The organism is Achromobacter sp., assembly GCF_050285565.1.
GTDB lineage: Bacteria > Pseudomonadota > Gammaproteobacteria > Burkholderiales > Burkholderiaceae_B > Achromobacter.
The window spans coordinates 78,581-90,822 of sequence record NZ_JBLZXG010000008.1 but is presented as its reverse complement, the minus strand read 5'-3'; the positions used below and the strand labels follow the sequence as shown (position 1 = coordinate 90,822).

Genomic DNA, 12,242 nt, shown 5'->3' with positions numbered 1-12,242 from the left:
TTGTCGGTAAGCTTGTCTGCTGGCGTCGCGGTGGTCTTTCTTAGGCCGCGCCCGTCTGGCAGGTGGCCGCGCGGCCGCCAAAAGAACTCAACCCCCGCCGCGACAGCATCAAAGCCTCCCGTTAAACTCCCGAAAAAATCACAATCGATATCGGAGGACGGACATGCGCATTCTGCTGGTCGAGGACAACCTCGACCTGGGCGATGCCGTGGAGAGCAAGCTGCGCTCGGCGGGCCATAGCGTGCAATGGGTGCATGATGGCGTCGCCGCGCTGCGCTGGGGGCTGGACGAAACCTGGGATGCGCTGGTGCTGGACATCAACCTGCCCGGCAAGGACGGCTTCAGCGTCATCCGCGAACTGCGCGCCGCCGGGCTCGAAGCGCCCGTGCTCGTCGTCACCGCGCGTTCCGAAATCGAAGACAAGATCGACATGCTCGACCTGGGCGCCGACGACTACCTTGTCAAACCCTTCGACCTGCGCGAACTCGAAGCCCGGCTGCGCGCCCTGCTGCGGCGCCCGGCCGGGCAGACAAGCAGCGTCACCGCCTACGGCAACCTGAGCCTGGACCTGGCCAATCGCCACGTCACGCTGGCCGGCGCGCCGCTGGAGCTGGGCCGGCGCGAGTTCCGGCTGCTGGAGATCCTGCTGGGCAAGCTGGGACAGACCGTCGCCAAGGAACGGCTGATGAACCAACTGTTCGACCTGGATGATGGATCTTTGAACGCGCTGGAACTGCTGATCTCGCGCCTGCGCAAGAAGCTGGCCGGCGCTTCCATCGATATCGTCACCGTGCGCGGCGTCGGCTACCAGGCCCGCAGCCATGAGCCTGCCTGAAAGCGCCTCCATCCGCCGCCGCGTCTTCACGCTGGGCGCGGTGCTGCTGGCCTGCGCGCTGATCGGGCTGGTGTTCTTCCTGCGCGACTACGCCCAGCGCGCCGCCGAGCAGGCCTTCGACCGGCTGCTGGCGGCGTCGGCGCTGACGATTGCCGGCTCCGTGCAGATCGAGGACAACGGCGTCACCGTCGAGCCGCCGGTATCGTCGCTGGCCATGCTGTCGGGCAGCGAACGGGTGTTCTACGAAGCCCGCGCGTCCAACGGCCGCCTCATCACCGGCTACGCCGACCTGGCGCCGGGCCTGCCGCTGGCGCAGTCGGCCACCCCGGTCTTCACTTACCTCAGCTACCACGACGAGCCGGTGCGCGTGGCCACCGTGGGACGGCTGGTGTCGGCCAGCCAGCATGCTGGCTGGGTCACCGTGCGGGTGGCCGAGACGCTGGGGTCGCGCGAGGAGCTGGCCGACGAAATCCTGGGCCGCAGCGTGCTGCCGCTGGTCGTGGTGTCGCTGGTGGCGCTGGGCCTGCTGTGGTTCGGCGTGCAGCGCGCCTTCGCGCCGCTGGCGGTGATCGAACGCGAACTGCGGCAACGGGCACCGGACGACCTGGCGCCGCTGGTCACGCCGGTGCCGACCGAGGTGCGGCGGCTGGTCGAGGCCCTGAACGCTTTCATGCAGCGCCTGTCAGGCATCATGGACACCCTCAACACCCTGGTCGCCGACGCCGCGCACCAGGTGCGCACGCCGCTGGCCTCGCTGCGCGCCCAGGCCGAGGTGGCGCTGGATGAAACCGATCCCAAGCGCCTGCGCGAACGGCTGGGCCGCATCCACCTGAACGCCACCCACGCCAGCCAGTTGATCAATCAATTGCTGATGGACGCCACCATCACGCACCGGCTCGGCAAGGGCGCGCGCGCGCCAGTGGGCGTGGCCGAGACCATCAACGAAACGCGCCGCCGCATCGGGCCGCTGGAGGCGCAGCGCCTGCGCATCGAAATCGCGCCGCAGGTGCGGCGCGCCCGCATCGCCGGCGACCGCGTGGCGCTGCGGGAAATGCTGCGCAATCTGGTCGACAACGCGCTGCGTTATGCGCCCGAGGGCACCGTCGATATCCAGGCGACGCCGGTGGCGGGCTACCGGGTCGCGCTGACCGTGTCCGACCGCGGCCCGGGCATCGCCGACGACGAAAAGGACGCCGTGCAGCAACGCTTCACGCGCGGCCGCGCCGGCGGATCGCAGCCGGGCTCGGGCCTGGGCCTGGCCATCGTGCGCTCGGTGGCCATGGCGCACGGCGGCTCGCTGTGGCTGCAGGACCGCCCCGGCGGCGGCCTGTCGGCGCGCGTCATCCTGCCGCTGGCGCGGCAGCGCGCGGGCCGCGCCCTGGCCGGGTTGCTCGGGGCCATCGGCACAACGCTGTTGCTGCTGGCCGCCGCGCCCGCGGACGTGCGTGCCGCCGGGATTCCCGAGGTCGTCACCCGTTATCCCGCGCCGCAGCCGTCGTCGCGCGTGCTGACCATCGCCGGGCCCACCGACACGCCGGTGGTGGCGCCGCTGATTCTTGGCTTCCAGGCGCAGCGGCCCGACGTCACGGTGGTTTACCGCGAGATGGGCAGCCGCGAGCTGTACGAAGCCGCCATCGAGGACCGGCTCAAGGACGTGGACGTGCTGATGAGCTCCGCCTCGGACCTGCAGATCCGCCTGGCCAACGACGGCTATGCCCAGCGCTACGCCTCGCCCTACGCCGCCAAGCTGCCCTCGTGGGCGGTGTGGCGCAACGAGGTCTACGGATTCACCTTCGAGCCGGCCGTGATCGTCTACAACCCCAAGCGCTACACCGAGGCCACGGTGCCGCGCTCGCGCCAGGACCTGCTGCGCACGCTGGAGCACGACCGTGCTCGGCTGCATGGCCGCGTCGGCACCTACGACATCTCGCGCAGCAGCGTGGGCTACCTGATGGCCGAGCAGGACGAGCTGGTGTCGTCGAACTTCTGGGGCCTGGCCAACGCCTTCGGCCAGGTCGGCGTGCGGCTGTCGGCCACCAGCGCCGAACTGCTCGACGCCATCGAGAACGACGAGATGGACCTGGGCTACAACATCCTCGGTTCCTACGCCCTGTCGCGCCAGGCGGCGGGCAGCAAGATCGGCGTGGTGTTCCCGCAGGACTACGTGCTGGTGCTGGCGCGCTCGGTGCTGATCGCGCGGCGCGCGCCCAACCCGGACCTGGGCCGCGCGCTGGTCGACTGGCTGTTGTCGCCGGCCGGCCAGCAGGTGGCCTCCAGCCACGCGGCGCTGGGGTCGATCATGGAAGACACCCCCGGCCGCTGGACCTCGGAAGCGGTGCTGGCGCGCTCACAGGGCATCGTGCAGCCGGTGGTGCTGTCGCCCGCGCTGCTGGTAGGGCTGGACCAGCGGCGCCATTCGCGCTTCGTGCAGAACTGGATCCGGCTGGTCACCGACACGCCTGAACGGCCCTAGGGCGCGGCGACCGCTCCTCCCGCCGCGTCCGCGAGCGGGCCATCGGTCCCGCCGCCCGCCGCGGACACCGGGATTACCCCTATCCCGGCTGTCGCCCCATGACAGGACGACGACAGACGCCGAAACCTAAGATGGGCGCCAAGCAGGCCCTTGCGCCTGTCGATACCAAATCCAAACGGAGACAAGACATGCTTGCCAAGTCCAGACTGGCGGCCGCCTGCGCCGCTGCATTCGCCATCGCCGCCGGCAGCGCCTACGCCCAAACGGTTCCCGCGGGCTACCCGGCCGATTATCAGAAGATCCTCGACGGCGCCAAGAAGGAAGGCAAGGTCGTGATCTATTCGACCACCGACACCAAGGCCGCCGGCCCCATCATCAAGGGCTTCGAAGCGCTGTACCCGGGCATCAAGGTCGAATACAACGACATGAACAGCACCGAGCTGTACAACCGCTACATCAGCGAGCAGGCGGCGGGCGGCAGCAGCGGCGACATCGTCTGGAGCTCGTCGATGGACTCGGCCCTCAAGCTGGCCACCGACTATGCGCTGCAGTACAAGTCGCCGGAAATCGCCAAGCTGCCGGCCTGGGCGGTGTGGAAGGATTCGGCCTATGGCACCACCTACGAACCGGCGGTGTTCATCTATAACAAGCGCCTGATCCCCGCCAACGAAGTGCCGACCACGCACGGCGCCCTGGCCAAGCTGATCGCCAGCCAGCCGGACAAGTTCAAGAACAAGGTCACCACCTACGACATCGAGAAGTCGGCCGTGGGCTTCATGCTGGCCGTGCAGGACAAGGCCAACGATCCCAAGTACTTCGAGACGCTCAAGGACATCGCCAAGGGCGGCCTGATCGTGCAGTCGTCCACCGGCACCATGATGGAACGCGTGTCGTCGGGCGAGAACCTGATCGGCTACAACATCCTGGGTTCGTACGCCGAGACCCGCGCCAAGACCGACCCGTCGCTGGGCGTGGCCTACCCGACCGACTACGCGCTGGTGCTGTCGCGCGTGGCGTTCATCAGCAAGAAGGCCAAGAACCGTAACGCCGCCAAGCTGTGGATGGACTACCTGCTGTCGCAGAAGGGCCAGGAAATCATGGCCAACCAGGCCGACCTGGCCTCGGTCCGCGACGACATCGAAGGCGACAACGACGTCGACGGCATGACCAAGAAGCTGGGCGCCTCGCTCAAGCCGATCCCGGTCAACGAGACGCTGCTGGACTACCTGGAGCAGAACAAGCGCCTGCAGTTCATCAAGGACTGGCGCGCCGCCGCCGGCAAGTAAGGCTGTCGCCGGTACCGCCGGGGGCCGCGCGCCCCCGGCCGCAAGCACGCGGGAGGGCGTAGCACCGCCGCCCGCCAGGCCGCCCGTGGCCCGGGTGTTCATGGCCAGTGGGCGCGACCCGCGTCTATCGAGATAACAGGATTTTCCCCATGCAGTCATTGCGCAGAAAATGGCAGTCCCTGCCACGCGGCGTGGTGGTGCTGATCACAGCCTTGGCCATCTACGTGCCGCTGTCGTTCATCATCATCCAGAGCTTTCTATCCGCGCCCTTCTTTTCGCCGTCCAAGGTCTTCAGCCTGGATGCGTTCCGCTTCATCTTCGCGGACCCCGATTTCTACAAGGCGCTGAAAAGCGGCTTCATCCTGGCGTTCGGGCTGGCCATCATCGCCATCCCGCTGGGCGGCATGCTGGCGTTCCTGATGATCCGCACCGACCTGCCGGGCCGGCGCTGGATCGAACCGCTGATCCTGGTGCCGATCTTCGTCTCGCCGATGGTGCTGGGCTTCGGCTACGTGGTGGCGGCCGGCCCGGTGGGCTTCTTCTCGACCTGGGCGCAGAATATTCTGGGGTTCGTGCCCTGGAACGTGTATTCGCTGACCAGCATCGTCATCATCGCCGGCCTGACGCACGTGCCGCACGCCTATCTGTATATCTCGTCGGCGCTGCGCAGCATGGGCTCGGACGTCGAGGAAGCGGCCCGCGTCAGTGGCGCCTCGCCGCTGCGGGTGATGGTGTCGGTGAGCCTGCCGATGGTGCGCCCCGCCATGCTGTACGCCACCGTGCTGCTGTTCTTCCTGGGCCTGGAAGTGTTCGGCCTGGTGCTGGTGCTGGGCGACCCGGAAGGCAATCTGGTGCTGGCGACCTACCTGTACAAACTGACAAACAAACTCGGCATCCCCTCGTACCACCTGATGGCCGCGGTGGCCGTGGTGCTGATCTGCATGACGATCCCGCTGGTCATGCTGCAGCGCCGCCTGATGCGCACCGCCAACCGTTTCGTCACCGTCAAGGGCAAGGCCTCGCGCGCCCGTCCGCTGCCGCTGGGCAAGTGGCGCTGGGTGGCCGGCGGCGTGGTGGCGTTCTGGCTGCTGGTCACCATCGTGGTGCCGCTGCTGGGCGTGCTGCTGCGCGCGTTCGTGTCCAACTGGGGCATGGGCGTGTCGCTGTTCGACGTGCTGTCGCTGGACGCGTTCCGCACCGTGTTCGCGCAACCCAACCTGATGCGCGCGATCGTCAACTCGGTGGCCATCGGCGTCTTCGGCGGCGCGCTGGCGGTGCTCTGCTACACCTTCGTCGGCCTGGCCATGCACCGCAAGCCGGACAACGTCACGCGCTTCATGGACTACAGCGTGCTGGTGCCGCGCGCCGTGCCGGGCCTGCTGGCGGGCCTGGCGTTCCTGTGGGTGTTCCTGTTCGTGCCGATGTGGCTGGACAACGCGCTGGACGCCGACCTGGGCGGCTGGCTGTCGGGGTTGCCGTTCGCGGAATGGCTGCGAGAGAACTTCGTCGAATGGCTGCGCGCCATGCGCAGCACCATCTTCAGCGTGTGGCTGGCCTACACGGTGGTCTGGATGGCCTATGGCCTGCGCCTGATCTCGTCGACGCTGCTGCAGGTCGGCCCCGAGCTGGAAGAGGCCGCCCGCAGCGCCGGCGCGCGCCGCGGCCAGGTCACGCGCCACGTCACCGTGCCGCTGGCCAAGTACGGCCTGATCGGCTCGTGGCTGCTGATGTTCCTGATTTTCGAGCGTGAGTACTCCACCGGCGTCTACCTGCTGTCGCCGGGCACCGAGACCATCGGCTCCATGCTGGTGTCGCTGTGGGCTTCGGGCGCCATCGACATCGTGGCCGCGCTTTCCTTCATCAATATCGTTCTGGTCGTGATCGGCCTGGGCATCGCCCTGCGATTCGGAGTCAAACTTCATGATTGAGCTTTCTGTAGAAGACCTGCACCTGGATTACGGCGACAACCCGGTGCTCAAGGGCGTGTCGATGCAACTGCGCCAGGGCGAAGTGGTGTCGCTGCTGGGCCCCTCGGGCAGCGGCAAGACCACCCTGCTGCGCGCCGTGGCCGGCCTGGAAGGCCCCAAGCGCGGCCGCATCACCATCGGCGAGCGCACCGTGTACGACGGCGCCGCCCGTACCGAGATCCCGGCCGAGGAGCGCAACCTGGGCCTGGTGTTCCAGTCGTACGCGCTGTGGCCGCACAAGACCGTGTTCGACAACGTCGCCTACCCGCTCAAGCTGCGCAAGGTGCCGTCCGGCGAAGTGCGCGAACGGGTGCAGGCGGTGCTGGATCAGCTCGGCCTGGGCAAGCTCGGCCAGCGCCATCCGCACGCCCTGTCGGGCGGCCAGCAGCAGCGCGTGGCCATCGGCCGCGCGCTGGTGTACAGCCCGCCCGTGATCCTGCTGGACGAGCCGCTGTCCAACCTGGACGCCAAGCTGCGCGAGGAAGCGCGCGCGTTCCTGCGCGAGCTGATCATCCGCCTGGGGCTGTCGGCATTGATGGTGACGCATGACCAGAGCGAAGCCATGGCCATTTCCGACCGCATCCTGCTGCTGAACAACGGCAAGATCGAGCAGCAGGGCACGCCGCAGGAAATGTATGGGGCGCCGTCGACGCTGTTCACCGCCGAGTTCATGGGCAGCAACAACCGCCTGGACGGCAAGGTCACCGAAGTGCGCGATGGCCGCGCCCGCATCGAAGGCCGCGGCTGGGCGCTGTGGGGCCAGGCCGGCGAAGGCGTGGCGGCCGGCCAGGACGCCACCGCCGTGATCCGGGTCGAACAGGTCCGCCTGGCGGACGATCCCGACGGCAACCACATCGACATGCCGCTGCTGACCAGCATGTACCTGGGCGACCGCTGGGAATACCTGTTCCGCACTCCCGACGCGGACCCCGCCGACACCCTCGCGCTGCGCGCCTACGGCCCCGAAGGCCGCGAGCCTGGCCCCTGCCGCCTGGCATTGCCGGCCGGCAAGGTCTGGGTGTTCCCGCGCCCGTCCCGGTAAGGTGACGGCGGCAGGCGGGGAGGCTCTACAATGCGTGCGTGCAACGCCTCGCTGACTCCCCCTTCCCGCTGAGCCGGCCGCTGCGGTGGCTGGGCGCGCCCGCCCAGCACTACCTGCGCATCGGCATCGCGATTTCGCTGTTGGTGCACGCCGGCGCGCTGGCGTGGCGCTTCGGTGCGCCCGCCCTATCGCGCCCGCCGGCCGCCAGCCTGGAAATCGTGCTGCTGAACGCCCGCAGCGAAACCGCGCCCGAGGCGCCACGGGCCCAGGCACAGAACCAGATGAGCGGCGGCGGCAACGCCGAACGCGGCCTGTCCACCACCCCGCTGCCACGTACCGGCGCCTCGGCCGAGACCATCGTGCTGGAGGCGATGCGGCGCCGCCAGGTCCAGCTCGAAGCCGAGCAGACCCGCCTGATGACCCAACTGCGGGCGACCGACAAGGCCGGGGCCGAGCGCCAGGCGGTCAACCCGTGGCCCGATGGCGACGACCGCGGCAAGGACGCCGCAGACCAGGCCAGCGTGATCCAGAACGCCCAGGTCGCCGCGCTGGCGGCCAAGGTCCAGCAATACAGCGCCGAGCCGCGCAAGCAGTTCGTGGCGCCTTCGGCCGAGGCCTCGCGCTATGCCGCCTACCTGGACGCCTGGCGCACCCGCATCGAGACCGTCGGCACGCAACACTATCCGGACGAGGCGCGCGGCCGCATCTATGGCTCGCTGCGCATCACCGTGTCGGTGCGCGCCGACGGCAGCATCGCCAATGTCGAGATCGACCAGCCCTCGCCGCACGCGGTGCTGAACCAGGCCGCGCGCCGCATCGTGCAATTGGCCGCGCCGTTCCCGCCCTTCCCGCCCGAGATCGCGCGCGATACCGACGTGCTGGTCATCACCCGCACCTGGCATTTCGTCAACGACACCCTGGAAACCCAAGCCCCATGACCGAGGCGCTCCCTCTTGCCCGCTATGCCGTGATCGGCAATCCCATCGCGCACAGCCGTTCGCCGCAGATCCACGCGCTGTTTTCCCGCCAGACCGGCAAGCCGCTGCGCTACGAACGCCTGCTGGCGCCGGTGGACGGCTTCGAGGCGGCGGTGGCCGCCTTCGCCGCCGAAGGCGGCCTGGGACTGAACGTGACCGTGCCGTTCAAGCAGGATGCCTACGCGCTGGCCTCGGCGCACCTGTCCAGCCGCGCGCGGCTGGCTGGCGCGGTCAACACCCTGTCCTGGCGCGATGGCGCCTGGCACGGCTGCAATACCGACGGCGTCGGGCTGGTTTCGGATCTGCTGCGCCTGGGCCTGCGCCTGGCCGGCGCCGCGGTGCTGCTGGTGGGCGCGGGCGGCGCCGCCCGGGGCGTGTTGCAGCCCCTGGCGCAGGCCGGTTGCGCCCGCATCCACATCGTCAACCGCACCGCCGCCCGCGCGCTGGAACTGGCCGAGGGCTGGCGCGAGACCGGCGCCGAGCCGCAGACCCGGATCACGGCCGGCGGACTGGCCGACGCCGCCCGACCCGGCGGCTGGAATCTGGTGGTCAATGCCACCGCCAGCGGCCTGCAGGACGCCGCGCCCGACCTGCCCGCCGGACTGTACGCCGAGGGCGCCGCGGCCTATGACATGATGTACGGCGCGCAGCCGACGGCGTTCATGCGCCAGGCCGAACAGGACGGCGCCGCCCTCACCGCCGACGGCCTGGGCATGCTGGTGGGCCAGGCGGCCGAGAGCTTCTTCATCTGGCACGGCGTGCGGCCCGACCCCGCGCCGGTGCTGGCCGCGCTGCGCGAGGCGCTGGTGGCCGGGAACTGAGCCCATGGCCGCCCGCGGCAAGAGCGGCAAGCGCCGTTCCTGGTTCCGTATCGTCAGCGGCACGCTGATGGCGCTGGTGTGCGCGGTGCTGCTCTACCAGTTCTGGCTGTTCGGACTGGTGGTCTGGTACAACTACCGGGACCCGGGCAGCAGCGCCATCATGCGCGAAGAGCTGGCGCGCCTGCGCGATGGCAACCCCGATTTCCAGCTGAAATACGAGTGGGTGCCCTATGACAAGATCAGCCGCAACCTGAAGCGCGCGGTGGTGGCGTCAGAGGACTCCAACTTCACCGAACACGACGGCGTCGAATGGGACGCCATCCGCAAGGCCTGGGAATACAACCAGAAACAGGAAGCGGCCGGACGCAGCAAGATGCGCGGCGGCTCGACCATCACCCAGCAGCTGGCCAAGAACCTGTTCCTGTCCAGTTCCCGCAGCTACCTGCGCAAGGGCCAGGAACTGGTGCTGACCTACATGATCGAACACGTCATGACCAAGGAACGCATCCTGGAGTTGTACCTGAATGTGGCGGAATGGGGGGTCGGCGTGTTCGGCGCCGAGGCCGCGGCCAGGCATTACTTCAACGTGCCGGCGGCCAGCCTGGGCGCGAGCCAGGCGGCCCGCCTGGCGGCCATGCTGCCCAACCCGCGCTTCTACGACAGCCACCGCAACTCGAATTACCTGAATTCGCGCGTCTACACCCTGACGCGACGGATGCAGATGGTTGACATTCCCTGACACGGAAAGCGGCCGCTTCGGCAGGTTCCGGCCCACCCTGGGCGGCCGGATTTGTTAAGCTTTCACGTTTAGCGCTACTTCGCCCTTTTTCATGCGTACCGCACGTCGCTACCTGGCCCGCGAGATCTATCGCTCTTGTGCAGTGGTCCTCATGGCCCTGCTGGGCCTTTTCACGTTCTTCGCGCTGGTGGACGACCTGGACAACGTGGGCGACAAGTTCTCCATGATGGCCCTGCTGTACATGCAGGCGCTGGCCATTCCCACCCGCCTGTACGACCTGCTGCCCATCGGCCTGCTGATCGGGGCCATCCTGGCGCTGGCCGGCCTGGCCCAGCGCAACGAGCTGGTGATCCTGCGGGTTTCGGGCGTCAGCGGCATGCGCCTGTTGCGCATGCTCTGGATCGTGACCGTGCCGCTGATGATCGGCGCGGCCCTGCTGTCCGAGTACGTCACGCCCTGGGCCGAGATGAAATCCGGCGAGGCCAACCTGATGTTTCGCGGCAAGGCTGGCGGCGACCGCCTGAACAGCGGCTACTGGTTCAAGGAACCGACCGCCAACGGCGGCACCCGCATCATCAACATCGCCGAACTCAAGGGCGACGGCCAGGTCACCGGCGTCACCCTGTACGAATTCAAGAAGGATCTGACCCTGTCGGTGCTGTCGACCGCGCCCACCGGCCTGTTCGCCCATGGCGACCTGGTTCTGAAGGACGTCGCCGAGACCCGCCTGGACGACAAGGCCGCCGAAACGCTGGCCGATGCCCGCCCGCCCAAGAATCCCCCCGCGGTGGTGGTCAAGGTGCCCGAGCGCACCGTCGATACCACCCTGAGCGCGGAACGCCTGCTGGCCCGGGTCCTGACGCCCGAGCGCATGTCGATCGTGACCCTGTTGGACTATGTGGATTATTTGCGCAACAACCAACTGCAATATGGTCGACAGGTCGTTGCCTTGTGGCGCAAACTGGCATATCCGTTCACGTTGCTGGTGATGATCACCATCGCCGCCCCCATCGGCCTGATGCAGACGCGCCGCGGCGGCGTGGGCGCCAAGGTGTTCATCGGCATCCTGCTGGGCGTGGGCTTCTTCATGCTCAACCAACTGGCGCTGAACGTAGGCATGCTGGGCAAGTGGCCGCCCTGGCTCACCGCCCTGGGGCCGAACATCGGCGCCATGGCTCTGGCGCTGGGCGCGATGAGCTACATGGAGTACCGCCACACCATTACCCGCGTCGTCCAACAACGTTGGCCCTGGAGCAAGAGGCCCGCATGAACGGCAGTATCTGGATGATCGGCGACGTGCAAGGTTGCTGCTCGCCGCTGGATCGCTTGCTGTCCCACCCCGAACTGGTCGGCGATCCGAAGTCGCGCTTCTGGTTCGCCGGGGATCTGGTCAATCGCGGCCCGCAGTCGCTGGCTACCCTGCGCCGCATCATTGATCTGGGCGAGCGCGCCACGGTGGTGCTGGGCAACCACGACCTGCACCTGCTGGCGGCCGCCGCCGGCGTGCGCAAGCCGTCCAAATCCGACACGCTGGACGAAATCCTGCGGGCCCCGGATGCGGCCGACCTGATCGACTGGCTGCGTTCGCGTCCGCTGGCGCATTTCGAGCAGAACCACCTGATGGTGCACGCCGGCACGCTGGCCAAGTGGGACGTGGCCAAGACGCTGTCGCTGGCCGCCGAGGTTCAGGACGCGCTGCGCGGGCCCAACTGGCAGAAGGCGCTGCAGAAGATGTATGGCAACGAGCCGGCCACCTGGAAGGAAGATCACAAGGGTGGCAAGCGGATGCGGGTGATCATCAATGCGCTCACGCGCATCCGCCTGTGCACGCCGAACGGCCATATGGAGTTCGCCACCAAGGTGACGCCGGGCGCGTGGCCGCCTGGCCTGGTGCCGTGGTTCGACGTGCCGAACCGCGCGACGCGCGATGTGACCACGGTGTTCGGCCATTGGTCGACGCTGGGGCTGATGCTGCGGCCGGATGTGATCTGCCTGGACACCGGATGCGTGTGGGGCGGCGCGCTGACGGCGTTGCGGTTGCAGGATCGCAAGCTGGTGCAGGTGAAGTGTTCGCAGTTTCAGGATCCGATGTCTGAGTAACC

At 68.2% G+C, this 12,242-nt stretch carries 10 protein-coding genes; all 10 read left to right on the top strand.

What is annotated here, in order from left to right; genetic code table 11:
- Positions 1–163 precede the first annotated feature (163 nt).
- On the top strand, positions 164–835 hold the full coding sequence (locus tag ACN6O8_RS17965; RefSeq protein ID WP_049071115.1) for a response regulator transcription factor: 672 nt from the start codon (positions 164–166) through the stop codon (positions 833–835).
- Positions 822–3,308 (top strand): sensor histidine kinase, encoded by a 2,487-nt coding sequence (locus tag ACN6O8_RS17960; protein WP_049071114.1) that lies wholly within the window; start codon positions 822–824, stop codon positions 3,306–3,308. Before ACN6O8_RS17965 ends, ACN6O8_RS17960 begins: the two co-directional genes overlap by 14 nt.
- A gap of 188 nt (positions 3,309–3,496) precedes the next feature.
- The gene (locus tag ACN6O8_RS17955; RefSeq protein WP_049071112.1) at positions 3,497–4,594 is read left to right on the top strand and encodes an ABC transporter substrate-binding protein; all 1,098 of its coding nucleotides are present in this window, start codon (positions 3,497–3,499) and stop codon (positions 4,592–4,594) included.
- Between the two features lie 149 nt (positions 4,595–4,743).
- Positions 4,744–6,522 (top strand): ABC transporter permease, encoded by a 1,779-nt coding sequence (locus ACN6O8_RS17950; RefSeq protein WP_427992364.1) that lies wholly within the window; start codon positions 4,744–4,746, stop codon positions 6,520–6,522.
- Entirely contained in the window at positions 6,515–7,603 is a 1,089-nt protein-coding gene (locus tag ACN6O8_RS17945) for an ABC transporter ATP-binding protein (RefSeq protein WP_427992363.1), read from the top strand. Before ACN6O8_RS17950 ends, ACN6O8_RS17945 begins: the two co-directional genes overlap by 8 nt.
- Positions 7,604–7,641: 38 nt before the next feature.
- Positions 7,642–8,541 (top strand): TonB family protein, encoded by a 900-nt coding sequence (locus ACN6O8_RS17940; RefSeq protein WP_427992362.1) that lies wholly within the window; start codon positions 7,642–7,644, stop codon positions 8,539–8,541.
- Positions 8,538–9,401 (top strand): shikimate dehydrogenase, encoded by an 864-nt coding sequence (aroE, locus tag ACN6O8_RS17935; protein WP_427992361.1) that lies wholly within the window; start codon positions 8,538–8,540, stop codon positions 9,399–9,401. Before ACN6O8_RS17940 ends, aroE begins: the two co-directional genes overlap by 4 nt.
- 4 nt (positions 9,402–9,405) lie before the next feature.
- The gene (gene mtgA, locus ACN6O8_RS17930; RefSeq protein WP_427992360.1) at positions 9,406–10,140 is read left to right on the top strand and encodes a monofunctional biosynthetic peptidoglycan transglycosylase; all 735 of its coding nucleotides are present in this window, start codon (positions 9,406–9,408) and stop codon (positions 10,138–10,140) included.
- A 91-nt stretch (positions 10,141–10,231) separates the two neighbouring features.
- Entirely contained in the window at positions 10,232–11,410 is a 1,179-nt protein-coding gene (lptG, locus tag ACN6O8_RS17925; protein ID WP_427992359.1) for an LPS export ABC transporter permease LptG, read from the top strand.
- Positions 11,407–12,240 carry a symmetrical bis(5'-nucleosyl)-tetraphosphatase gene (locus ACN6O8_RS17920; RefSeq protein ID WP_427992358.1) on the top strand — a complete coding sequence of 278 codons (834 nt, stop codon included), beginning with the start codon at positions 11,407–11,409 and terminating at the stop codon, positions 12,238–12,240. Before lptG ends, ACN6O8_RS17920 begins: the two co-directional genes overlap by 4 nt.
- The last annotated feature ends 2 nt before the right edge of the window (positions 12,241–12,242 follow it).